Origin of the sequence: Microbacterium oxydans (assembly GCF_000956405.1) — a bacterium.
In the GTDB taxonomy this organism is placed as follows: domain Bacteria; phylum Actinomycetota; class Actinomycetes; order Actinomycetales; family Microbacteriaceae; genus Microbacterium; species Microbacterium oxydans_C.
The window spans coordinates 240,827-265,086 of the sequence record NZ_JYIV01000030.1 but is presented as its reverse complement, the minus strand read 5'-3'; the positions used below and the strand labels follow the sequence as shown (position 1 = coordinate 265,086).

20 protein-coding genes are annotated in these 24,260 nt (G+C 68.1%); 3 read left to right on the top strand and 17 right to left on the bottom strand.

Annotated elements, in window-relative coordinates:
- Positions 1–4: 4 nt before the first annotated feature.
- Together RN51_RS16635 and RN51_RS16630 are read right to left on the bottom strand one after the other, a co-directional pair.
- Positions 5–340 carry a hypothetical protein gene (locus RN51_RS16635; protein ID WP_045265147.1) on the bottom strand — a complete coding sequence of 112 codons (336 nt, stop codon included), beginning with the start codon at positions 338–340 and terminating at the stop codon, positions 5–7.
- Positions 337–837: a hypothetical protein gene (locus RN51_RS16630; RefSeq protein ID WP_045265377.1), complete on the bottom strand. Its 501-nt coding sequence runs from the start codon at positions 835–837 to the stop codon at positions 337–339. The genes RN51_RS16635 and RN51_RS16630 overlap by 4 nt, the downstream gene beginning before the upstream one ends.
- A gap of 85 nt (positions 838–922) precedes the next feature.
- On the opposite strand from RN51_RS16630, the gene RN51_RS16625 reads away from it, so the two are divergent.
- Positions 923–1,876 (top strand): hypothetical protein, encoded by a 954-nt coding sequence (locus RN51_RS16625; RefSeq protein WP_045265146.1) that lies wholly within the window; start codon positions 923–925, stop codon positions 1,874–1,876.
- 13 nt (positions 1,877–1,889) lie between these two features.
- Here RN51_RS16625 and RN51_RS16620 read toward each other — a convergent pair whose 3' ends face one another.
- Positions 1,890–2,552, bottom strand: a complete 663-nt coding sequence (locus RN51_RS16620) for a GntR family transcriptional regulator (protein WP_045265145.1) — start codon at positions 2,550–2,552, stop codon at positions 1,890–1,892.
- Positions 2,553–2,625: 73 nt separating this feature from the next.
- Between RN51_RS16620 and RN51_RS16615 the strand changes: the two genes are divergently transcribed.
- Positions 2,626–5,460, top strand: a complete 2,835-nt coding sequence (locus RN51_RS16615) for an FAD-binding and (Fe-S)-binding domain-containing protein (protein ID WP_045265144.1) — start codon at positions 2,626–2,628, stop codon at positions 5,458–5,460.
- Positions 5,461–5,533: 73 nt separating this feature from the next.
- Here RN51_RS16615 and RN51_RS16610 read toward each other — a convergent pair whose 3' ends face one another.
- From RN51_RS16610 to RN51_RS16585, 6 genes are all read right to left on the bottom strand, one after another.
- Complete coding sequence (locus tag RN51_RS16610; RefSeq protein WP_045265143.1) at positions 5,534–6,874, bottom strand: alpha-L-fucosidase; 1,341 nt, start codon at positions 6,872–6,874, stop codon at positions 5,534–5,536.
- Entirely contained in the window at positions 6,871–8,415 is a 1,545-nt protein-coding gene (locus RN51_RS16605) for a M81 family metallopeptidase (protein ID WP_331454254.1), read from the bottom strand. The genes RN51_RS16610 and RN51_RS16605 overlap by 4 nt, the downstream gene beginning before the upstream one ends.
- A gap of 79 nt (positions 8,416–8,494) precedes the next feature.
- Entirely contained in the window at positions 8,495–9,469 is a 975-nt protein-coding gene (locus tag RN51_RS16600) for an ROK family protein (RefSeq protein ID WP_082066636.1), read from the bottom strand.
- A 2-nt stretch (positions 9,470–9,471) separates the two neighbouring features.
- The gene (locus tag RN51_RS16595) at positions 9,472–10,386 is read right to left on the bottom strand and encodes a carbohydrate ABC transporter permease (protein ID WP_045265141.1); all 915 of its coding nucleotides are present in this window, start codon (positions 10,384–10,386) and stop codon (positions 9,472–9,474) included.
- Positions 10,376–11,281 (bottom strand): carbohydrate ABC transporter permease, encoded by a 906-nt coding sequence (locus RN51_RS16590; RefSeq protein WP_045265140.1) that lies wholly within the window; start codon positions 11,279–11,281, stop codon positions 10,376–10,378. Before RN51_RS16590 ends, RN51_RS16595 begins: the two co-directional genes overlap by 11 nt.
- A 51-nt stretch (positions 11,282–11,332) precedes the next feature.
- Positions 11,333–12,592, bottom strand: coding sequence for an ABC transporter substrate-binding protein (locus tag RN51_RS16585; protein WP_045265139.1), 1,260 nt, complete (start codon positions 12,590–12,592; stop codon positions 11,333–11,335).
- A 201-nt stretch (positions 12,593–12,793) separates the two neighbouring features.
- On the opposite strand from RN51_RS16585, the gene RN51_RS16580 reads away from it, so the two are divergent.
- Positions 12,794–13,945 carry an ROK family transcriptional regulator gene (locus tag RN51_RS16580; protein ID WP_045265138.1) on the top strand — a complete coding sequence of 384 codons (1,152 nt, stop codon included), beginning with the start codon at positions 12,794–12,796 and terminating at the stop codon, positions 13,943–13,945.
- 19 nt (positions 13,946–13,964) lie between these two features.
- Here RN51_RS16580 and RN51_RS16575 read toward each other — a convergent pair whose 3' ends face one another.
- The 8 genes from RN51_RS16575 to RN51_RS16540 form a co-directional block, all read right to left on the bottom strand.
- Positions 13,965–15,194: an alpha-L-fucosidase gene (locus tag RN51_RS16575; protein ID WP_231579336.1), complete on the bottom strand. Its 1,230-nt coding sequence runs from the start codon at positions 15,192–15,194 to the stop codon at positions 13,965–13,967.
- 137 nt (positions 15,195–15,331) lie between these two features.
- A complete protein-coding gene (ilvC, locus tag RN51_RS16570; RefSeq protein ID WP_045265136.1) occupies positions 15,332–16,360 on the bottom strand; it encodes a ketol-acid reductoisomerase in 1,029 nt (342 codons plus the stop codon).
- Positions 16,361–16,406: 46 nt separating this feature from the next.
- Positions 16,407–16,916, bottom strand: coding sequence for an acetolactate synthase small subunit (gene ilvN / locus RN51_RS16565; protein WP_017830816.1), 510 nt, complete (start codon positions 16,914–16,916; stop codon positions 16,407–16,409).
- A gap of 3 nt (positions 16,917–16,919) precedes the next feature.
- On the bottom strand, positions 16,920–18,722 hold the full coding sequence (locus RN51_RS16560) for an acetolactate synthase large subunit (protein ID WP_045265135.1): 1,803 nt from the start codon (positions 18,720–18,722) through the stop codon (positions 16,920–16,922).
- A 51-nt stretch (positions 18,723–18,773) separates the two neighbouring features.
- Positions 18,774–20,492 (bottom strand): dihydroxy-acid dehydratase, encoded by a 1,719-nt coding sequence (ilvD, locus tag RN51_RS16555; RefSeq protein WP_045265134.1) that lies wholly within the window; start codon positions 20,490–20,492, stop codon positions 18,774–18,776.
- 9 nt (positions 20,493–20,501) lie between these two features.
- Positions 20,502–21,299 carry a trehalose-phosphatase gene (gene otsB, locus RN51_RS16550; protein ID WP_045265133.1) on the bottom strand — a complete coding sequence of 266 codons (798 nt, stop codon included), beginning with the start codon at positions 21,297–21,299 and terminating at the stop codon, positions 20,502–20,504.
- A 51-nt stretch (positions 21,300–21,350) separates the two neighbouring features.
- Positions 21,351–22,757, bottom strand: coding sequence for an alpha,alpha-trehalose-phosphate synthase (UDP-forming) (locus tag RN51_RS16545; protein ID WP_045265132.1), 1,407 nt, complete (start codon positions 22,755–22,757; stop codon positions 21,351–21,353).
- Positions 22,758–22,785: 28 nt separating this feature from the next.
- The gene (locus RN51_RS16540) at positions 22,786–24,075 is read right to left on the bottom strand and encodes an MFS transporter (protein ID WP_045265131.1); all 1,290 of its coding nucleotides are present in this window, start codon (positions 24,073–24,075) and stop codon (positions 22,786–22,788) included.
- Between the last annotated feature and the right edge of the window lie 185 nt (positions 24,076–24,260).

The following is a 24,260-nucleotide window of genomic DNA, read 5'->3' as shown; positions in this document are numbered from 1 at the left end:
CGGCTCAGGCGCTCGGCATCGTGAGGCTCAGGGCGATCAGACTCATCCAGAACACGGCGACCACGCCGAGCCCGGCGAGGAAGACGAGGGCCAGCTCGCCCACCCTGCGCCGTCGTCCGATCACGTATGCGAAGGCGAACACGATCGCGGGGAAGACGACACCGAACAGCAGGGTCGCCCAGCCTCCGCCGGTCAGCCCGGTCTGGGCCATCGTGATCAGGTGCGCCGCGGCGTTCCAGACGGCGTAGGCGTAGAAGAGACCTGCCAGTCCGATCACGAGCCCGACGAGCCAGCGGGGAGAACCCGCGGACACCGGCGCTCCGGTCGAGGAAGCCATCATGATCCGATCACCCCCACGGTGACGAAGGGCCAGGGAACGAGCAGGACGACTCCGGCGAGCAGCACGGCGACGCGGATCCAGCCCGCCTTCCCCCGGGTGAGCACCCAGCTCGCCAGGAACCACAGTGTGGGAGCGGCGATCGCGAGGAAGAACCACGGCAGGAACATCGCATCGGAGACGAGGAACGACGCCAGCGGCTGAAGCCGCAGTCCGCCGACGACCCAGCCGATCGTGTAGAGCAGGTAGACGCCGCCGACCACGCCCACGAGCAGCAGCATCGGCGTGCTCAGTCCCCCCGGCTCCTCCACGAGAACCGGCTCCTCGTCTGGCGACGGCTCCCCGAGGTGCGCGTGTTCGACGGTGCGGTCGTCCTCGATCTTCCTCACCTTGTCGCTCCCCCGGCCGACGGCGTTCCAGCCGCGGGGAAGAGCGCGATCCTTGGAGGTCGAGGCCTCGTCGCCGTCCCAGCTGAGGGCGTCGTCGGAATCGGAAGTCATGTCCCCAGCGTAGGACACGCGGTCCACTAGGATCGGGGTTGCCTCGAGCCGGAACGGCGGGCATCGGACGTGATGGGGGAACACCGTGGCCGACAGCGACAAGACGGATGCCAGCAGCGGATCGACGCCCGCAGGCTCGACACCCGCCACCTCCACTCCCGAGCCACCCGCCGGCTGGGTCCCGACTCCGGAAGCGAAGGCGAAGGCCACGCGTTTCCGTTGGATCGCCGGCATCCTCTGGGCGGTCGCGATCATCGGAGAGGGCGTCGGCATCTTCTGGCTCCTGCGTCAGCGGGTCTTCGTCGGCGAGGACGGCACTCTGGTGCGCGACCCCGACACGGGGTTGCTGGAGGAGCAGGGCGTCACGGCGACCTTCCCGCAGTGGGCGTTCATCACACTCCTCGTGCTGCTCGTCGTGATCGCCGCCCTGTCCATCACGGGTTCCGTGCTCTGGAAGAAGGCCAATCGCCTCGACCCGGCCCGTAGAGCGGACAAGACACGGTTCTTCGTGCAGAACCAGCTCGGCGCCATCATCGCTGTCGTCGCCTTCCTCCCGCTCGTCATCCTGATCTTCCTCAACAAGGACATGGACAAAGGCCAGAAGGCCACAGCCGGGATCGTCGGCGTCGTGCTCGCCGCCCTCGCGGTGTTCATCGGCGCCGACTTCAACCCGCCGTCCGTCGAGCAGTACACGGCAGACCAGTCGGCCGTGATCCAGCTCCTCGGCAAGGACGAGGTCGTCTGGGTCGACGGTGGCAAGGTGTACCACGTCTGCGATGAGGTGCCCGCGATCCAGACCGGAAGCGCGATCCGCACCGGTACGACCGCTCAGGCCGTCGAGGCGGGAAAGATCCGTCTCACCCTGCAGTTCGGCTCCGAGCTGCGCGCCTGCGGCCTCCCGGTGCCGGAGAACGACGAGGAGATCACCGAGGCTCTGCGCGCGATCCAGGCAGGCCAGGTCGACACGGTCCTCCCCGCGCCGGTCTGGGCCGACCCCGCGGAGGCACCCATCGTCGTCGAGGAAGCACCGGCGCAGTGACCGCGGCCCGACGCTAGTCCGCGTCGAGCGCCTCCACCAGTCGCTCCTCCGCAGACGACAGGTGGGCTTCGAGCAGCGCGGCCGCCCGTTCCCCATCCCCTGAGGCGACGGCTTCGAGGATGTCGGCGTGTTGTGCGGAGATGTCCGCGGCATCGAGCAGACGGCGCCCCTGCACCTGCGCCATGCAGAGCCGCACCTCGTCGAGGACGCTGCGGTACATGCGGCCGGTGCGCTCGCTGTCGAGTGCGTCGATGAGTGCCGTGTGGAACCGGAGGTCGGGATCGACGGTCGCCGGGTCGGGACCTTCCGGCATCGCCAGGATCTCCGCGTTCGCCGCGAGCGCCGCAGCGGGCACCGTCCTCGTCGTCGCCAGCTCACGCAGCGCCGCGCTCTCCAGACGTGTCCTGGTGCGATACACGTCACGCACGGTCACGGAGTCGATGTCGACGACGCGCGCGCTCCGGTGCGCGGTGCGCACGAGTAGGCCGCTGGCGACGAGCTGCTCGATCGCCGCTTTCGCGCTCGGACGGGCCACACCGAAGGTCTGCGACACCGCGGCCTCGGTGATCGGGGCGCCGGAGCGGATCTCACCGCTCAGGATGCGACCGCGCAGCTGCACAGTCACGGCATCGACGACGCCGACCACTCCGAGCGGCGCTTCCGGAAGGGTGGTCATCCGGTCAGCCTATCGAAGCATCGCACAGTCGGTACACTTGTCTGACAATATTCCGACGGAGCAGAGGAGCACCGTGACGACCACCCTCGCCGAGCCGCTGGATCCCGCGCTGCTGGGACCGACGACGCAGGTCCACTCGCGCTCGATCGATCGCTTCGCTCGTGCCCACGACGCATCCCACTACCTGCTGATCCCGGATGCCGTCCTCTCCCCCGCCGATGCGGATGGCGTCGCCCGTGCCTTCGGGGCGGTCAGAGCCGCCGGACGCACCATGACGTTCCGCTCGGGCGGCACGAGCCTCTCAGGTCAGAGCGTCAGCGGGGACATCCTGGTCGACACCCGCAGCGGCTTCCGCGACATCCGTGTCGAGGACGAGGGCGCGTCGGTCCGTGTCGGGCCAGGGGCGACGGTGCGCCAGGTCAACACCAGACTCGCGAGGTACCGCCGCAAGCTCGGCCCCGACCCGGCGAGCGAGATCGCGTGCACGATCGGCGGGGTCGTCGCGAACAACTCCAGCGGCATGGCGTGCGGGATCACGGAGAACTCGTACCGGACGATCGCGTCGATGACGATCGTGCTTCCCAGCGGCACGATCCTCGACACCGGCCGCCCGGATGCGACCGAGGTGCTCCGCGTGGCGGAACCTGCGATCACCGAAGGGCTGCTCTCCCTGCGGGAGCGTCTGCTGGCCTCCCCCGAGCACGTCGCCTTCCTCCGTCAGCAGTTCTCGATGAAGAACACGATGGGCTACGGGCTCAACGCACTTCTCGACTTCGACGACCCGGTGCGCATCCTGGAGCACCTCGTCATCGGCTCCGAGGGAACCCTCGCTTTCGTGGCGGAGGCGCGCTTCCGGACGATCGAGGTGCGCCCGGCGATCGCGACCGGCCTGCTGGTCTTCGAGACGCTGTCCGCCGCTATGACGGCGCTTCCTGATCTCACGCGACTGGGTCTCGCCACGATCGAGCTGATGGATGCGGCCTCGCTGCGAGTGGCGCAGGGGTTGAGCGACGTGCCGGCTGCCATCGCCGAGATCGAGGTGCAGGGACACGCCGCTCTGCTGGTCGAGGTGCACGCACCGGACGCAGATGCCCTCGCCACGTCGAGCGCCACCGCCCAAGCTCACTTCGAGGCCCTGCCCCTCGCCGTCGCCCCTCGCCTCACCACGGACGCGGCTGAGCGCGCGGCGCTGTGGCACGTGCGCAAGGGTCTGTACACGGCGGTCGCGGGCGCCCGACCTTCCGGGACCACCGCGCTGTTGGAAGACATCGTGGTCCCCGTCCCTCGTCTCCTGCACACCTGCGAGCGCCTCATCGAGCTGTTCTCCGAGCACGGCTACGAGGGCTCGGTCATCTTCGGGCACGCCAAGGACGGCAATGTCCACTTCCTCCTCAACGAGCGCTTCGACGATGCGGACAGCGTCGCGCGGTATCGGCGCTTCACCGACGACCTCGTCGAGCTCGTGCTCTCACAGCAGGGGTCGCTGAAGGCGGAGCATGGCACCGGTCGCATCATGGCGCCGTTCGTGCGCCGGCAGTACGGCGACGAGCTCACCGACATGATGTGGGACATCAAGAAGCTCCTCGACCCGGACGGCATCCTGAACCCGGGCGTGGTGCTCTCCGATGACCCCGACTCCTACCTGCACGACCTCAAGCGGGTGCCGACGGTGGAGAAGGAAGTCGACCGCTGCGTCGAATGCGGCTACTGCGAGCCGACCTGTCCCAGCAAGAGCATCACGCTCACGCCTCGACAGCGCATCGTGATCCGCCGCGACATGGCATGGGCCGAGGAGCAGGGCGACACCGAACTGCTGCGCGACCTGCAGAAGGACTACGACTACGACGGAGTGCAGACCTGTGCGGTCGACGGCATGTGCGGCGTGGCCTGCCCGGTGGACATCAACACAGGCGACCTGGTGCGTCGGCTTCGGGCCGAGCAGTCGAACGCGGTCGAGGGCGCGGTGTGGAGCACCGCCGCTAAGCACTGGAGCACGGTCACCCGCGCCGGCGGCGTCGCACTCACCGTTGCGGATGCCCTCCCCGCCCCTCTGGTCCGCGGGGTCACGCACCTCGGCCGCGCGGTTCTCGGGGCCGACACCGTGCCGCTCTACGACGGCGGCCTCCCTCACGGCGGTTCGAAGCCGCCGCGCCCCGCGGCCCCTGCCGATGCGCAGGCCGTCTTCTTCGGCGCCTGCATCGGCACCATGTTCGGTGCGGAGGGAGACGGTGCGGGTTCACGCGACGCGCTGCGCGCACTCCTGGACCGCGCGGACATCCCCGTCGTGATCCCGGAGGAGAACGGCGGCCTCTGCTGCGGCACGCCCTGGAAGTCGAAGGGGCATCTGGACGGCTATGCCCTGATGTCGGACCGGGTGCTCGATTCGCTGTGGGAGGCCAGCCGCGGAGGCGAGCTTCCCGTGGTGTGCGACGCAGCCTCCTGCACCGAGGGTCTGGACGTGATGCTCGCACAGGCCGTCGCGAAGAATCCCCGATACACCGGGCTTCGCATCGAGGACGCGACGACCTTCGTGGCGCGCGAGGTGCTGCCGAAGCTGAGCGTGCCCGCGAAGCTGCCCACCGTCGCCGTGCATCCGACGTGCTCCACGACGGCTCTCGGAGCCACGGGAGCGCTGACCGCGATCGCCGAAGCCGTCGCGGAAGACGTGTTCGTTCCCGAGGGCTGGGGTTGCTGCGCCTTCGCGGGCGACCGCGGCATGCTGCACCCGGAGCTCACCGCCAGTGCGACGGCTCAGGAGTCTGCGGAGATCGCCGCCGCCGAGCACGCACAGGGCGCTTTCGATGCGTTCGTGTCCGCCAACCGCACCTGCGAGATCGGCATGACCCGCGCCACCGGCCGGCCGTACCGTCACGTGATCGAGGTGCTCGAGGAACTCACGCGGGGCTGACTCCGTATGGATACGGCGAGGGCCCCTCCGAAGCAGGTCGGAGGGGCCCTCGCCTCGTCGCGATCCGTCCGTCTCAGCCTGCGGACAGCACCGCGACGGCCTCTTCGCGCAGACGCGCGGGAATCACCACGACCTCAGACGCACCGTCGACCTTCTCGACCGCACTGCCGTCGGTCCACCGGAGGTCGGACTGCACGAGCTCGTCAGGCAGGTCGAGGGTCCCGACGCTGGGGTCGAGGGCATGCACGTGCACGGTCGACCCGGTGGTCGTGTATCGACGGGGAGCGCCGGTGCGCTCCCCCATCCGGATCCACGGCCGCGTGCCGTAGATCGCATCTCCGTTCGTCTGCAGCCAGGTGCCGAGCTCACGCATCGCACGGCGCTGCAGTTCCGGGATGGAACCGTCGGCCGCGGGCCCCACGTTGATCAGCAGGTTGCCGTTCTTCGCCACCACATCGATGAGCAGACGGATCAGCGCCGCACCCGAAAGGGAGTGGCGTTCGTCCTCGGCCTGGTTGAACCCGAAGGAGTAGCCGAGTCCACGCGTCGACTCCCATGGCTCAGGGATGATCTCGGGGATGTCCGTGTACTCGCGGGTGAGGAAGCCGTGATACGGAACGCCCCAGCGGTCGTTGACGACGCCGTCGGGCACCGCAGCGAAGTATCGCTCCAGGAGGGCGGCGACCGCATACTCGTCGTGCCCCTTGCCACCGTCGGGCCACTCGATGTCGTTCCACAGCACGTCCGGCGAGAAGCGGGACACGAGCTCTTCGAGCTGGGCGGCCGAGTAGCGGGCGAAGTGCGCATCGTTGCGACGGAAGCGGAACAGGTCGGTGTCGGACTCGATCGGCGGGAAGTCGCTCACGTGCCAGTCGAGCGCGCCGGAGTAGTACACGCCGAACTTCGCCCCCGCGCGGCGGGTGGCGTCGTGGAACTCCGAGATCAGGTCACGGCGCGGGCCGCGTGCGACCGCGTTGAAACCGGTGGTCGCCGTGTCCCAGAGGCAGAAACCCTCGTGGTGCTTGGTCGTGGGGACGATGTACTTGGCCCCGGCACCGACCAGCTCGCCCACGAAGGCATCCGCGTCGAATGCCGAGGCGTCCCACCGATCGGCCAGGTCCTCGTACGAGGTGCCGGGGCCGAACAGCTGCTGGTGACGTTCCCAGGTGGGGCTGCCCGCGATCCGCACGGTGTTGCCGTACCACTCGGCGTACTGATGCCAGGCGTACGCGTCCTCGGTGGGGATGTTCACGCCGTCGCCGTGCTGCACCGCCCAGGCCGGCACCGAGTACAGCCCCCAGTGGACGAAGAATCCGAGCTTCGCGTCCCGATACCAGTCGGGCACACCCTGAGTCGGGTACACCGGGGCGTCAGCGCCGAAGTCGGGGCCTGTCCGCTTCTCGAAGTTCATCATGCGTTCTGCTCCTCTGCGGTTCCGCGGCGGACGACGGTGGCGGTCAGGTCCGGATCGCCGTCGGCGTCGAACGGGTAGACACCCGGCTGCAGGCGGTGGTGGCCCAGACGCAGCAGGTCCTGGTCGACGCCACCAGGGGTCAACGCGAGCGTCCACCCTTCGGCGAGTTCGTAGAGCTCGGGTTCGAGGTAGCCGATCTTCACCACGACGATGTCCGCGGTGGTGGGCTCGAGACCCAGCATCCGGAAGTCCGAGAGATGGTGGAACGGCTTGCGGCGCTCGGTGATGATCGCGTGCAGACCACCCACAGCGATGACGACCTGCGTGCCCGCATCCGGGTCGCCGTCCGTGATGGAGAACACGCTCCCGGTGATCGTGACAGGACCATGGGGACCGGAATCCACGCGGGCTCCGGCATCGAGCGACACCGTGGCTCCGACGCCGGCCGCGACGGCCCGTGCGACGGCTCCAGGGTCGAAGATCGAGGCGACCAGAGTGGTGTGGCTGCCGTCGGTGAGCTCGGGGCGTTCCAGCAGATGTGCGAGCGTCCAAGTCACGTCCCCGGCTCCGCCGGCTGTCGGGTTGTCCCCCGAGTCCGAGATCAGATACGGCCGCGGTGCTCCCGGAGCGAGGGCCCTGTCGAGAGCCTCGTCGAGCGAGCCGGTCTCGGCCACGAAGACGAAGTCCGCGCGCGCGTCCCAGAACGTCCGCGCGACACGCTCGGCTTCCCGGGCGATCAGCTCTTCGTCGTCCCCGGTGACCACCACATAGGCCTGACACCGCGGCTCGTCCGCCCAGGCGTAGCCGATCCAGACCGAGGCGTCGACCACTCCGGGGAGGGCTTCGATCTCGGGCAGCTGGGCGTAGATGCTGCGCGCCGGCTCCAGCCGCGTGCTGGTCTTCTCCCCCGGCAGGAGCACGGGTACGGGAACCCAGGCGGAGAAGGGGCGCCGGCGCAGCGGGTCGGAGCCATGCGGCCCCCGCAGCCGGGCGAGCAGGTTCCACACCGCGCGCTCCTTGGTGTTCATCCAGTCCTCGTGGGGCGCCATGCGGTAGCACGTCAGCAGGTCGACCGCGTCGCGCAGCACCTCCGAGATGTTGCCGTGCAGATCCATCGAGGTCGAGACCAGCGTGTCGGGGCCGAGGGCAGCGCGCACCGCGAGCGCGAGGTCGCCCTCTGCATCGTCCATGCCGACCACGCTCATGGCGCCATGGATGTCGAAGAAGAACCCGTCGAAGGGACCCTGTTCGCGGATGCCCGCGATGATCGCATCCTTCATCCGTCGATAGGTCTCCGGCGCGACGGCGCCACCGGGGAGGGATCGCCCGTGGGTCAGCGGCACCCAGTCCGCGGCGGAGGCGAGTTCGCGCCCGTCGTCGAGGAACGGGTAGTACCCCCGCAATGCCTCGCCGGTGCGGACCGTGAACGCCTCGTCACCGGAGATGTGGGGCGAGAAGGTGCTCGATTCGATGGATATCCCCGCGATGCCGATTCGAGGCAGGGCGAGGCCGCCGTCGAGGACGGGGGGAAGCGGGCCCATCCAGATCTCGTGGGCTTCAGGACGTGAGGTCACGTGGGGTGCTCCTTGCGTTGCGATGTTCGTACGAGGGGATCGGCCCTCAGCGTGTGCCCGCGGGGACCAGCGCGCGACGGGCCGTCTCGATCGCACCGAGAGCGACCGCATCCGAGCCGAGGACGGCGGGGATGATGCGCAGCGGGATGCCCGACACCGGAGAGTCGGTGGCGAGTGTGCGCTCGATGGCCGGTTCGAGGAGGTCCCATGCAGCGGTGACGCCACCGCCGACGATCGCACAGGGCAGGTCGAGGATCGTGGCCGCGCTCGCGCAGGCGAGGGCGAGTGCCCGACCCGCGGAGTCGAACGCCGCGAGCGCCTCCGTGTCGCCCCGGCGGGCACGATCCGCGACATCGCGCGCATCACGCACCGAGGCGCCGGTGCTCTCCTGGTAGCGCAGCGCGATCGAGGTGCCGGATGCCAGCGTCTCGAGGTGACCGACCTGGCCGCAGGTGCAGATGAAGTTGCTGTACCCGGGCGTGTGTCCGATCTCGCCGGCCGCACCGTGCGGTCCGTGGTGCAGCTCGCCGTCGATGAGGAGCGCTCCCCCCACGCCTGTGCCGAGCATGACGCCGAGCACATCGCGATCCGTGCGGCCGTCCGCCGCGGCCTCGCCGAGCAGGAAGGCGTTGACGTCGTTCTCGACCCGCACGGGGACGCCGAGGCGTGCCTCCAGCTCATCGCCGAGCGGAAAGCCTGTCCAGCCGACGAAGGTCGCCGACGCCGCACGGATCGTCCCCGTCTCGTGGTCGATGACTCCGGCCGCCCCGACCCCGGCTGCGGCCAGAGAGACTCCCGCCTCCGCTGCGAGCGACATGGCGAGGGTCGCTGCCGCATCCGCCATCGCGACACCGCCGAGCGCGGCCGGTGCGGCGACGCTCCCCCGGGCGAGGACGATGCCGTCACCGTCCACCAGAAGGGCGGCGATCTTGGTGCCGCCGATATCGATCCCCACGAGAGCCGCATCGGATGCGGCGGCGTCGCCGACGAGTGTATCGGCCCCCTGCTCCTGACCGATCATGCTCAGCGACCACCCAATCCGGCCATCGCGATGCCCTTGACGAGGTGCTTCTGCAGCACGATCACGAGGATCGTGGTCGGCACCATCGAGATGATGGCGGCAGCCATCTGCAGGTCCCACCGCGTGCCGGTGAGTCCGGCGAAGCTCGCGAGTCCGACCGGAAGCGTGCCGTGCGCGTTGTAGTCGACCGTCACGATCAGCGGCCACAGGTAGCTGTTCCAGAACGAGAGGAAGGTGAACACCGCGAGCACCGCCACCGCCGACTTCGACAGCGGAAGGATGATCTGCAGGAACGACCGCACGGGGCCGGCGCCGTCGACACGGGCCGCTTCCTCCAGCTCGTAGGGGATGCCGCGGAAGAACTGCCGCATCAGGAACGTCCCGAAGGCGCCGAACGCGAAGGGAAGGATGAGCGCCTGATACGTGTCGACCCAGTTGAACCACTGCATGACCTGGAACATGGGGATGACGAGCACCTCGGCGGGAACCATCAGAGTGGCGAGGAAGAGCACGAACACCGCGTCCCGCCCCTTCCACCGCAGGCGCCCGAAGGCGTATCCGGCCGTGGTCGAGACGATCAGCACGACGAGGGTTCCCCCGATCGCCACGATGAAGGAGTTCATGATGTACGTCAGGAACGGCCCATAGGCGAACACGTCGACGAAGTTGCTCCACCGCAGTTCGGAGCCCACCAGGGTCGGCGGCATCGAGAACATCTCCGCGTTCGGCTTGAGGGCCGAGAAGAACGCATAGATCAACGGCGAGATGAAGATCAGCGCAGCCACGTAGATCGCCACGTGCGCGAGGATCAGGCGGGCACGGGCACCGGGGGTCGTCGCCGCACCGCGTGCGCGCTCGCGTTCACGGTCGGCGCGGCCGGTGCGTCCGGTGGGCCGGACGAGGGTCTCAGTGCTCATAGTGCACCCACTTCTTCTGTGCGGCGAACTGGAGCCCGGTGATCGCGATGATGATCGCGAACAGGATCCACGCGGCTGCGGCGGCGAGGCCGAGATCGCCGAAGGTGAATCCCTGCTCCCAGATATACATGACGAGCGGCTTCGTGGCATTGCCCGGACCGCCGCCGGTGAGCATCTGCGGCTGCACGAATACCTGAAGCGAGGTGATCATCGTCATGATGGTGGCGAAGAAGATCGATGGCGAGATCATCGGGACGATGATGCTCCACACCCGCCGGATCCCCTGTGCGCCGTCGATGCTCGCTGCCTCCAGCACGCTCTCGGGGAGCTGCTCGAGGGCGGCCGAGAAGATCAGCATGTTGTAGCCGAGTCCCTGCCAGACGCTCATCACGACGACCATGATCATGGCCCACGAAGGATCGGCGAGGAAGTTGGGCAGCTCGATGCCGAACCAGGTCTGCGAGAGACCGTTGAAGAGCCCCTGCGGCTGGAGCATCATCTTCCAGACCAGCACGTTCGCGACCATCGGCGTCACGACGGGGATGAAGAAGAGCACCCGCAGCGCTCCGCGACCGCGGATCCGGGAGTTCAGCCCGAGCGCGAGCACGAGCGAGAGAGCGACGCTCAACGGCACGTACAGCAGGGTGTACACCGCCGAGTTGCGCAGCGCCGGCCAGAAGTCGGGGCTGCTGGTGAACAGCTTGACGTAGTTGTCCACGCCGTTGAAGGTCCGCTCGCCGAAGGTCGGCCAGTCGAAGACGCTCATCACGATCGAGAGCCCCACGGGCACGATCGTGAACAGGGCGAGCCCGATCAGGGCTGGGCTTGCGAATCCCAGCGCCTGACCGGCCTCCACCTTGGCGAGCGATCGTCGACGTCTCGTCGTGATCGTCATCTCAGTTTCTTCCTCTGTTACTGCATTGCTGCTGTGGTGGCCGAGGCCCGATCACTCGCCGAACTGCGCCTGAGCGTTCGACAGCAGCTCTTCCATCGTCATCTGGCCGTTGTAGACGCTGACGAGGTTGGGCTGGATGTAGCTGTCGAGCTTCTGCCAGTTCTTCGTCATGTACAGCGGCACCGTGTCGCCGAACGCAGCCTCGAAGACGGACTTCACCTGGTCGCGGTACTTCTCATCGATGGAGTCGAAGTACAGCGGCTGCGAGGACGTGCGTGCCGGGTAGGAGCGACCGGACGACGCGATGTAGTCCTGTGCGTCCTCGCCGAGCAGCGAGCCCATGACCTTGAGCGCGGCCTCGGGGTTCTTGCAGTTCGCGGAGATGCCGTAGCCGGAGCCGAGGATCGGGCCGGGGTTGCCGTCCGCACCCGCGGGCAGCGGAACCATGCCTGCGGCGAAGCCCGACTCATTGTCGAGGTAGCTCACCGCGTTCCAGGTGCCGTCGACGGCCATGGCCGCGTTGGCGCCGGTGTACTGGTTCTCTCCCCAGCCGGTGTCGGAAGCGGAGGCCACGGGCGCGGCGACCTTCTTCTCGGTGACGAGCTCGGCGTACCAGGTCGACGCGTCGACGAAGGCCTTCTCATCGATGTGCAGGGTGCCGTCCTCGGAGGCCGGCTGCGTCGCCGAATAGGCGATCGGCATCGACATCCACTGGTAGCCGCCCATCCCCATGCCGAATCCGTACTTGCCGTCCTTCGTCGCGGCGGCGGCGATCGTGTCGAAGTCGTCGAATGTCCAGCCGATCTCCGGAGTCGGAGCGCCGGCCGCGGTGAGCAGGTCCTGGTTGTAGTAGACGAGCATGGTGGCGACGTCGAACGGCACACCGTAGGTCTTGCCCTCGAAGCTGAGGATGCCGTCGGCGCTCGGGTTGAAGTCGGCCCAGTCGATTCCGGCCGTCTTCAGGTCGGCATCGCTCAGCTCGCGGAAGCCACCGGTGTAGCCACCGAGCTGTGCGCCGCTCATGCCGGTGACGCAGGCCATGTTGCCGCTGGCCATGTTGGTGGTCAGCTTCGTGAAGAAGTCGCTCCACGGCGACGTCTGCAGCTTGATCTTGATGTCAGGGTTCTGCTCCTGCGCGAACGCGACCTGCGCCTCGAGGGCGTCGACGTCCGACTCGCTCCCGGCCCACATGTCCACCACGATGGTGTCGCCATCCGCCGAACCACCCGTACCGCTGCCGCTCGCGCAGCCGGTCATCGCGACCGCGACGCCGGCGACGGCGACGACAGCCCCTACACGCAACTTCTTCATTGAATGCCTCCTGGAAAGGGAACTGGTTAATTCGCGGGTCGAAGTAACCTAGTAGGATTTCGTATGAAGTTACCGTTTCATACTTCGCAAGTGGCCGCAAGCCGAACATCCGATGTTTATCGGAGCTTGATAATTCGTAACTCCCGGGAAACACGACGATCCCCCGATACGCTGACGATGCTCCGACAGGAAAGTGCTCTCATGACGAACTCCGCTGACACCGCCGTCGACGATCCGCACACGCGGCGCATCCTCGACCTCATCGCCCGCGGCGAGGCGCGATCACGCTCGGAGCTCGCCGCCTCGCTCGGCGTGGCCGCGTCGACGGTCGGTCTCCGCGTGCAGTCGCTGCTCGATGCCGGTGTGCTCAGAGAAGCCGGAGACGGCACGTCACGCGGTGGGCGGCGCCCACGTGTCCTCCAGATCGCCGCAGACGGCTTCGTCCTGTCCGCAGACCTCGGCGGCGGACATGCCCGCATCGGCAGGCACTCCCTCAGCGGTTCCCTCCTCGACAGCGAATCCATCGCCGTCGATGTGACGGAAGGGCCGGAAGCCACCCTCGACCGGCTTGCCGGGGTGTTCGACCGCCTCCTGGCCACGGGCAGGGTCCATGCGATCGGGATCAGCCTCCCCGGTCCGGTCGACATCGCCACGGGATCCGTCGATCAACCCTCGCGCATGCCGGGTTGGCCGGGCTTCCGCGTCGGCGAACACCTCTCCGCCCGCTACGGAGTACCCGTGGCGGTCGACAACGACGCCAACCTCGCGGCCCTCGGCGAGCACAGGGAACGTTTCGGGCACACCGGCCACAGCATCACCGTGAAGGCCGGGACAGCCATCGGCAGCGGCATCATCGTGGACGGGCACGTGCACCGTGGCGCCACGTCGGCCGCGGGCGACATCACCCACACGCGCATCGACGGCAGCGGAGACGTCCCCTGCTCCTGCGGAAACACCGGATGCCTGGAGACAGTGGCCAGCGGGGCGAGCCTGGTCCGACAGATGCGCGAGCGCGGGAACGACGCCGTCCGCTCGACGACGGACGTGCTCAGCCTGGCGCGCGATGCCGATCCCCTCGCCACGACCCTGGTCCGCACCGCCGGCACCCACCTGGGCCAGGCTCTCTCCGGGGTCGTGAACTTCTTCAATCCCCACGCCGTGTTCCTCACCGGCAGCATGAGCGCATCCGGACCGTTCATCGCGGCCGTCCGCAGCCGGGTCTACGAGGCCTGCCACCCGCTGGCCACCCAGCGACTGCGGATCGAGTCCGCGGCGACGGGCGCCGATGCCATCCTGCACGGGGCGGCCCGACTCGCGCTCGAGGGCATGGACATCCCGGCGGCGACCACCTGAGCCGCCTGCGCGGGCCGGATCACCCCTCGATCAGAGTCAACTCGATCACCGGCACGAGCACATCGGGTCGTCGCACCGGGAGATGCACGGTCAGTGTCCCCTCGGCTTCACCGGCCGGTGTCATGAGGTCCGCCTCGCGGTCGGGGTCGGAGACGCTCGTCTGAAGCCACGATCCGTCGTCGAGCAGCCGGGCGTAGGAGACCTTGCCGGCGAGCCCCGGGAGATGCACGAAGCCCATGGGCCAACTGAACAGGCTCAGGTAGAGGCGATCTCCCCTGCGCGTGTACACCCCCTCGCGCGGCGGGGTGAGGGCGGCGTGTCCCGCGCCGACCACTGCGTCCTGGTGCAGACGCATCCACTCGCCGATCTCCCCCAGCGTCCGCGCGTCCCGCGGAGCGATCGCCCCACGCCCGTTCGGCCCGATGTTCAGCAGCATGTTGCCGTCCATCGATACCGAGTCGACGAGCATCTGCACGAGCAGCGTGGCCGACTTCTGGTCGGTGTTGTCGCGGTGATACCCCCACGAGCCGTTCAGCGTCTGGCAGGCCTCCCACACGAGCGGCACACCGTCGCGCACGATCGGGGCTGTCGGCTGGTACTGCTCCGGCGTGACGAAGTCGGCGGGGATCCCGAGGCGGTCGTTCACCAGCATGTCCGGCTGCAGCTCACGACACAGGGCGAGGAGCGCCGGCGCATCCCAGTCGTCGGGACCCTTGCCCGCCCAGCCGTCCTTCTCCTCCGGGTAGGTGAAGTCGAAGAAGAGATAGTCGATGTCGCCGTACTCCGTGAGGAGTTCCCGCACCTGGCCGTGGAGGTAGGCGCGGTATGCGGCCATGTCGCGCCCGACGTTCAGCTCATGCGCGTTCTCATCGTCGCGACGCGGATGGTTCCAGTCGATCGTGAAGTCGGGGTGATGCCAGTCGATGACCGAGTGGTACAGGCCGACTTTCAGTCCTTCCGCCCGCAGCGCGTCGACGTACTCGCGCACCAGATCGCGTCCGGTGTTCGCGACAGACGTGAAGTCGGTCAGCTTCGAATCCCAGAGGCAGAAGCCGTCGTGGTGCTTCGTCGTGAGCACGACGTAGCCCATGCCCGTCGCCTTCGCCGTGCGCGCGAGTGCTGCGGCATCGAAGAGATCCGGATCGAAGTGCTCGAAGTACGGACAGTACTCCTCGTCCGTGAGGCGTTCGTAGTTCTGGACCCACTCGTGTCGGGCGGCGGTGCTGTACAGACCGAAGTGCACGAACATGCCGAACCGAGCGCGGTCAAACCATTCCTTTCGCATACGTCCATCCTGGCACAGACATCCGATGTTTAATGCGGATTGGGCCTCCCGAACGCAGAACGGGCGCCCCGAAAAGGGCGCCCGTTCCTTCGACCATCGAATCAGCGCGCGGCGCTGCCGTCGATGTAGTCCTCGTCCTGCTGCTTCCACGCGAAGAGGGAGCGCAGCTCCTTGCCGGTGACCTCGATCGGGTGCTGCTCTTCCTTCGCACGAAGCGCCAGGAACTCCTCGGCGCCGTTGTCCTGGTCGTCGATGAAGCGCTTCGCGAAGGCGCCGGACTGGATGTCTGCCAGCACGCCCTTCATGCTCTCCTTGACGCGCTCGTCGATGACGCGCGGGCCCGAGACGTAGTCGCCGAACTCGGCGGTGTCGGAGATCGACCAGCGCTGCTTGGCGATGCCGCCCTCCCACATCAGGTCGACGATGAGCTTGAGCTCGTGCAGCACCTCGAAGTACGCGATCTGAGGCTGGTAGCCCGCCTCGGTGAGCGTCTCGAAGCCGGCCTGCACGAGGTGGCTCACGCCACCGCACAGCACGGCCTGCTCGCCGAACAGATCGGTCTCGGTCTCCTCGGTGAACGTCGTCTTGATGACACCGGCGCGCGTGCCGCCGATGGCCTTCGCGTACGAGAGCGCGAGGTCCCACGCCTTGCCCGATGCGTCGCGCTCGACGGCGATGATGTCCGGGATGCCTCGACCGGCGACGAACTCGCGACGCACGGTGTGGCCGGGAGCCTTCGGAGCGACCAGGATCACGTCGACGCCTTCCGGCGCGTCGATGTAGCCGAAGCGGATGTTGAAGCCGTGCGCGAAGGCGAGGGTCTTGCCGGCCGTCAGGTTCGGCGCGATGGACTCGCTGTAGATCGTGCGCTGGTGCTGGTCCGGCGCGAGGATCATGATGACGTCGGCCCACTCGGTGGCCTCGGCGACGGTCTTGACCGGGAAGCCGGCCTCCTCGGCCTTGGCTGCCGACTTCGAGCCCTCCTTGAGGGCGATCGCGACCTCGACACCCGAGTCGCGAAGGTTCTGCGCATGGGCGTGGCCCTGCGAGCCGTAGCCGACGATCGCGACCTTCTTGCCCTGGATCAGGGACAGGTCTGCATCGGCGTCATAGAGGATCTCGGTGCTCACTTTGTGTTTCTCCTTGATTGTGGTTCGTGTAGGTAGAGGGGGCGCGTCAACCGCGCAGCACGCGTTCCGTGATGCTCTTGCCACCGCGGCCGATGGCGAGGAGACCCGACTGCGCGATCTCCTTGATGCCGAAGGGCTCGAGCGCACGGAGCATGGCATCGACCTTGCCCTTGTCGCCGGTGACCTCGATCACGAGGGCATCGGAGGCGTAGTCGACCACGGAAGCACGGAAGAGGTTGACGACCTCGATGACGTTCGAGCGGGTGGCGTTGTCGGTGCGCACCTTCACGAGCATGTGCTCGCGCTGCACCGACGTGGCGAAGTCGAGCTCGACGATCTTGATCACGTTGATCAGCTTGTTCAGCTGCTTGGTGACCTGCTCGAGCGGGAGCTCATCGACGTCGACGACCACGGTGATCCGGGAGATGCCCGGCACCTCCGTCACGCCGACGGCGAGGGAGTCGATGTTGAAGCCGCGACGGGCGAAGAGGCCCGCGACACGGGTCAAAAGGCCGGGGGTGTTCTCCACCAGCAGGCTCAGCACGTGAGTCGACATGGATCAGTCCTCCTCGTCGAATGCGGGCGCGTGCTCGCGGGCGTACTGGACATAGCTGTTGCTGACGCCCTGGGGAACCATCGGCCACACCATGGAATCGGCACTCACGACGAAGTCGATCACCACGGGGCGGTCGTTCGTCTCGAGCGCGAGCTTGATCGCGGCGTCGACCTCGTCCTCCTTCTCCACGCGGATCGCGAGGCAGCCGTAGGCTTCAGCGAGCTTCACGAAGTCGGGGATGCGGATCGTGCCGTGGCCGGTGTTGAGGTCGGTGTTCGAGTGGCGGCCGTCGTAGAACAGCGTCTGCCACTGCCGCACCATGCCCAACGAGGAGTTGTTGATGATCGCGACCTTGATCGGGATGTTGTTGATGGTGCAGGTCGCGAGCTCCTGATTGGTCATCTGGAAGCAGCCGTCGCCGTCGATCGCCCACACCGGACGCTCGGGCTCGGCGACCTTGGCGCCCATGGCCGCCGGCACCGAGTAGCCCATCGTGCCGGCACCACCGGAGTTCAGCCAGGCGTTCGGCCGCTCGTACTTGATGAACTGCGCAGCCCACATCTGGTGCTGGCCGACTCCGGAGGCGAAGATGCCCTCGGGCCCCGTGAGCTCACCGATGCGCTGGATCACGTGCTGCGGAGCGAGCAGGCCGTCGGTCGTCGGTGCATAGCCGAGCGGGAACTCGGTGCGCAGTCCGTCGAGGTACGACCACCACTCCTCGATGTCGGGCTTCGTGTCGGCCGCGGCGCCACGGAACGCGGCGTCGAGGTCGGTGAGCACATCGCGCACATCGCCCACGATCGGCACATCGGCCGTGCGGATCTTGGAGATCTCCGCCGGATCGATGTCGACGTGGACCACCTTCGCGTTCGGGGCGAACAGCGCCGCCTTGCCCGTGACGCGGTCGTCGAAGCGGGCGCCGAGCGACACGAGGAGGTCTGCCTCCTGGAGCGCCAGCACGGCGGGAACGGTTCCGTGCATGCCCGGCATGCCGAGGTGCTGGGGGTGCGAGTCGGGGAAGGCACCACGAGCCATCAGCGTCGTGACGACCGGGGCGCCCGTGGACTCGGCGAGTTCGAGGAGCTCCGCAGACGCCTTGCCGCGGATCACGCCGCCACCCACGTAAAGCACAGGCTTCTTGGCCTCGGCGAGAAGGGTCGCTGCGGCCTGGATCTGCTTGCCGTGTGCCTTCGTCACCGGCCGGTAGCCGGGGAGATCGATCTTGGGCGGCCACACGAACGGCGCCGTCGCCTGCTGCGCGTCCTTGGTGATGTCGACCAGCACGGGGCCGGGACGACCGGTACCTGCGATCTCGTAGGCCGCCGCGATCGCGCCGGGGATGTCCGCGGCGTCCTTCACGAGGAACGAGTGTTTGGTGATCGGCATCGTGATGCCCACGATGTCGGCCTCCTGGAACGCATCTGTCCCCATGAGGGTCGAGAACACCTGTCCCGTGATCGCGAGCATCGGGACGGAGTCCATGTAGGCGTCGGCGATCGCGGTCACGAGGTTCGTCGCGCCGGGGCCTGAGGTCGCGATGCACACGCCCACCTTGCCGGATGCCGACGCGTAGCCCTCGGCCGCGTGACCGGCACCCTGCTCGTGGCGGACGAGGATGTGGCGGAGCTCGGAGGCGTCCATCAACGGGTCGTAGACGGGGAGGATCGCCCCACCCGGCAGTCCGAACACGTCGGTGACGCCGAGCAGCTCGAGCGAGCGGACCACGGCCTCCGCGCCGGTGATCTCCGGCGCAGCGGGTTGGCGGGCGGGCGGCCTCGGCACGGCCGGGGCGGAATCAGCAGTCATGACTTTCCTTCTGATGATCTGTGGAGGACGCCGGACGTCGGAGTGTCCGGGTCAGCCGGTGGTCGCTCCCTCGGCGGCGGACCGCACGAGGCGCGAGTACTTGGCAAGAACGCCTCGGGTGTAGCGCGGGGGAAGCGGCTCCCAGCCAGAACGGCGGGAGGCGAGCTCTGCCTCGTCGACGAGTAGATCGAGAGAGCGAGCTGCGATATCGACCCGTATCAGATCACCATCGCGCACGAAGGCGATAGGACCTGAGTCCACCGCTTCGGGTGCTATGTGGCCGATGCACAGGCCGGTTGTGCCGCCTGAGAATCGTCCGTCCGTCAAGAGTAGTACATCTTTTCCGAGTCCTGCGCCCTTGATGGCCGCGGTGATGGCGAGCATCTCCCGCATGCCCGGCCCGCCCTTGGGACCTTCGTAGCGGATGACGATCACCGTGCCGGGTTCGATCTCGCCCTCGGCGACGGCGTCCATGGCCGCGCGCTCGCGCTCGAACACGCGGGCAGGGCCTTCGAACACGGCCGCGTCGAAGCCCGCGGTCTTGACGACGGCGCCCTCGGGGGCGAGCGAGCCGTGCAGGATCGTGAGACCGCCCGTGGCGTGGATCGGGTTGTCGAACGTGTGGATGACCTCCCCGTCGATCGGCTGCGGGTCGAGCTCCGCGAGGTTCTCCGCGAGCGTCTTGCCCGTGACGGTGAGCGCGTCTCCGTGCAGCAGACCCTCATCGAGCATGGCCTTCATGATCACGGGGATGCCGCCGTGACGGTCGACGTCGTTCATGACGTACTTGCCGAAGGGCTTCATGTCCGCGACGTGCGGGACCTTGTCGCCGATGCGGTTGAAGTCGTGCAGGCTCAGCTCGACGTCGGCTTCGCGGGCGATCGCGAGGAGGTGCAGCACGACGTTGGTCGAGCCGCCGAGTGCCATCGCGAGCGCGATCGCGTTCTCGAACGCTTCCTTGGTGAGGATGTCGCGGGTCGTGATGCCCTGACGGAGCAGGTTCACGACGGCCTCGCCGGAGCGGTGGGCGTAGTAGTCACGGCGCCGGTCGGCCGCGGGCGGGGCGGCAGAGCCCGGCAGGCTGAGCCCGAGCGCCTCTGCGACGGAGGCCATGGTGTTGGCCGTGTACATTCCGCCGCACGCACCCTCGCCCGGAGCGATGGCGCACTCGATGCGCTTGAGGTCCTCCTCGCTCATGAGGCCGGCGCGGCAGGCGCCGACCGCCTCGAACGAGTCGATGATCGTGACGTCCTTCTCGGTGCCGTCGGAGAGCTTGACCCAGCCGGGTGCGATCGATCCGGCGTACAGGAACACGCTGGACAGGTCGAGGCGCGCGCTGGCCATGAGCATGCCGGGGATCGACTTGTCACAGCCCGCGAGCAGCACGGAGCCGTCCAGGCGCTCGGCCATCATCACGGTCTCGACCGAGTCGGCGATGACCTCGCGGGAGACGAGCGAGAAGTGCATCCCCTCGTGCCCCATCGAGATGCCGTCCGAGACCGAGATCGTGCCGAACTGCAGCGGGTAGCCGCCACCGGAGTGCACGCCTTCCTTGGCACCCTGCGCGAGCCGGTCGAGGCTCAGGTTGCAGGGCGTGATCTCGTTCCAGCTGGAGGCGATGCCGATCTGCGGCTTGTCCCAGTCCGCGTCTCCCATGCCGACGGCACGGAGCATGCCTCGGGAGGTCGTGGCCTCGATGCCGTCGGTGACGACGCGACTGCGGGGCTTGATGTCGATGGGCGCGCTGGTGGAGGGATCATGCGAGGACATGACGGAAGTCTATTGCCGCCGAGAGGCGCGTTCGTCCGCCAACGCCTCCAGAAGCTCGGCGATCTGTTGTGGAGAGTCCACACGAAGGGTCGCGGCGCTCTCCCCCGGTCCGACACGCACACCGAGATCACCGGGCTGGAGCACTCGCATCGCATCCTCGTCCGTCACATCGTCGCCCGCGAAGAGGATTCCGGTGGCATCGAACCGCTCACGCAGCGCTGTCATCGCGGCGTCCTTGCCCTCGGTTCGCGAGGAGAACTCGAGCACCCGGTGTCCTGAACGCCGCCTCCAGTGCGGGAAGCGTTCCGCGACGAGGGCGTCGATCTCGGCGAAGACGCGCTCCTCGGTCTCGCGGTCGGCGCGACGTGTATGCACACCCATGCCGAAGGTCTTGGGTTCGAACTCGGCGCCTTCGTAGCGGTCGATGATCGGCTTCGCTGCCGCCCAGAGCTCTTCACGAGCTCCCTCCTCGGTGGCCTCACCCGGAGCATCGGCGTCGCCCTCACCCGGGAACCAGTACTGGGCGCCGTGCGAACCGGCCAGAGCGATCGCGGAATCATCGGTGTGCTCGGTGATCTCCCGGAGGTCGTGCATGCTGCGACCGGAGACGTACGCGACGACCGTGTCCGGCAGCGCGGCGAGGCGCTCGACCTGAGCAGCGACCTCGGGAAGCGCTCTGGCCGCCATCGGGTCGGCCACCAGCGGCGAAGCCGTACCGTCGAAGTCGAGAGCGACCACCAGCCGTGCAGTGCCGGCGAGAGCACTCAGGTCGTCATCGGCCGTGCCGGGAGTCCAAGGGCGCGTCACAGTTTCTCCAATCGAAGGGGACGTTCCCAGTATCGCGGCCGCTCGAGGGGCTCAGCGACCACGCACCTCCGCCAACGCGGCGAGGAAGGACGATGACCAGGCCGTCACGTCGTTGTCGAGCACCCGGCGCCGCAGCGAGCGCATCCGACGCGACTGCTCGCCCGCCGGCATGTCGACGGCTGTCATGATCGCGTCCTTGAGGCCTTCGATGTCGTGCGGGTTGACGCGCACCGCCTGGCGCAGTTCATCCGCCGCCCCGGTGAACTCGCTCAGCACGAGGACGCCTCGGTTGTCGGCCCGAGTCGCGACGTACTCCTTGGCCACGAGGTTCATGCCGTCACGGAGTGCGGTCACGAGCATGACGTCGGCGGCCAGGTAGAGCGCGACCATCTCCTCGCGCGGATAGCCCTGATGGAGGTATCGGATGGCGGAGTGGCCCATGGTGTCGTTGTCGCCGTTGATGCGGCTCACCGCGAGCTCGATCTCGTCGCGCAGGTGCACGTAGGCGTCGACGCGCTCGCGGCTCGGGCTCGCGACCTGCACCAGCGTGACGTCCTCGACGTTCAGGCGTCCCTCGTCGAGCAGTTCGCCATAGGCCTTGATGCGGTGCCGGATGCCCTTGGTGTAGTCGAGCCGGTCGACGCCGAGCAGGATCCGCTTCGGGTTGCCGAGGCTGGCCCGGATCTCGGCCGCCCTGGCCTGGATGTCCTCCCGTGCCGCGAGCTCGAGGTACGGTTCCGTGTCGATCGAGATCGGGAACGCTCTCGCGACCGCAGTCCTCGTGTGCTCCCCCTCCGGCACCGCGACGTTCGACCCCTTGACCTCGTAACGCAGTCGACGGCGCACGGCGGTCAGGAAGTACGTGGCATCCTGAGCGCGCTGGAAGCCGATGACGTCGGCGCCGAGCAGTCCGCGCAGCACCTGGTCACGCCAGGGCAGCTGCGCGTACAGGCCGTGAGCGGGGAACGGGATGTGGTGGAAGTAGCCGATCGTGACATCGGGGCGCAGCTCCCGCACCATCTGCGGAACGAGCTGGAGCTGGTAGTCGTGGACCCAGACGGTGCCGTCCTTCGCGACCGCGGCGGCAGCAGCCTCGGCGAAGCGGCGGTTCACCGTCACGTACGCCTCCCACCACTCACGGTGGTACTGCGGCGGCGCGATCACATCGTGATAGAGCGGCCAGATGGTGTCGTTCGCGAAGCCCTCGTAGTACTCGGCGACCTCCTGAGCGCTGAGCGCCACCGGGATGAGGTCGATGCCGTCAGCCTCGAACGGCTCCAGCTCGACGTCGGCCTGGCCCGGCCAGCCCACCCAGGCGCCGTGCACGCTGCGCATCATCGGCTCGAGCGCGGCGACGAGACCGCCGGGGGACGTGCGCCAGGTCTCCTCGCCATCGGGTCCCACCACCCGATCGACGGGCAGGCGGTTGGCGACGACGACGAAATCTGCTGCGGCCACGAGGGCTCCTCCCGGGGTTTCCTCCAGGCTATCGAGGAACGTCGATCTCCGCGGATCGAGGGGCAGGGGTTGACGCGGGGCTCGTGTGCCCCCTACCGCTGAGGAACCAGTTCGCCACGCCCGCGACGAAGGCGATCAGCGCGGCGACCACGGGCAGCAGCAGCGCGGCGGGCGTGCCGACGTTCTCGGCGATCTCCCCCGCGAAAGCGGCGCCGATCGACTGTCCGACGATGACGCCGGAACCGAGCATCGTCATGACGGTGGCGGAGCGGCCGCGCGGGCTGCGTGCCGCACCGAAGCTGTACTGCGTCACGAGTGTGGGGCCGATGCCGATGCCCATGATCGCGAGCGCCAGCATCATGGTGCCTGGGGTGTCGACGAAGCCGAGCAACAGCGTGCCCGCCAGCAGGATCCCGGAGAACACGAGCCACCGCGCGCGCAGGGAGAACCGTGCGGGAAGCCATGCGACGCCGAGGGCGAGGATGGCGGATCCCACGCCCATGACCCCGTAGAGGAGGCCCGCCTGTTCCGGCGCCCCGCGGTCGGCCATGAACGACGTCAGCGACGTGAGCATCGTGCCGAAGAAGATCCCGACGCCGAGGATGCCGACCACCACGATCAGCAGCTGGGGCCGGAACAGCTCGGAGACGGCCGACGGCGCCTTTCCGTCGGCGTCGCGGTCCTGCGACACGTGTCGACCGCTGGGGTGCAGGGCGAACGCACCCACGAAGACCACGGTGAGGACGGCAGCGCCGACCAGTGGAGCCCACGGCGCGATCGCCGAGGCGAGGATGCCGACCAGGAAAGGACCGAACACGAACACCGTCTCGTCCGCAGCCGACTCGTACGCCATCGTGCCCGACACGGTCTTCGCACGGCGCGATTCCGCCATCCGTTCGCTGATGATCGTCACCAGCCGCGACCGAGACAGCGGCGCGACCTGCGGGGCGGTCGCACCGATACCGACGGCGGCGAGGAGCACGAATCCGTCCGGCGCCGTTCCGTAGACCACGACGGTGAACAGCAGCAGCATCGCCGCGTTGGCGAGGGCGAGCACCATCAGCACCACCCGCTGTCCGAAGCGGTCGGCCGCCGCACCCAGGAGGGGCCCGAAGCACGCGGTGCCGAGGCCGACAGCCGCGGAGGTGAGACCGCCGAGCGAGAGGGAGCCGCGGGCGGAGACGACGACCGTCAGAACGCCGACGACCATCATCGCGAACGGCAGCCGGGCGATGAAGGCGATGAGGAAGTAGGGAAGGCCGGCGAGTCGGAGAAGAGTCGGCTCGGCCAGTTGGGGCGATGTTGTTGCGCGTGTCATGGCTCTCGCGCGTCGCGGACGCGATGTCGGGTGCCGCCGCTGTCCGCCGGAGTGCCGACGGCCGGTAGATACACGGTTGTGCGGCCGCGGGCGAGCCGCGACCAGGCCATGATAGCGGGTGCGCCCGAGTGTCGTCCGGGAGCTCCTGCCCTGCCCGATCCAGACAGGCTTGTCAAGGCTCGGTG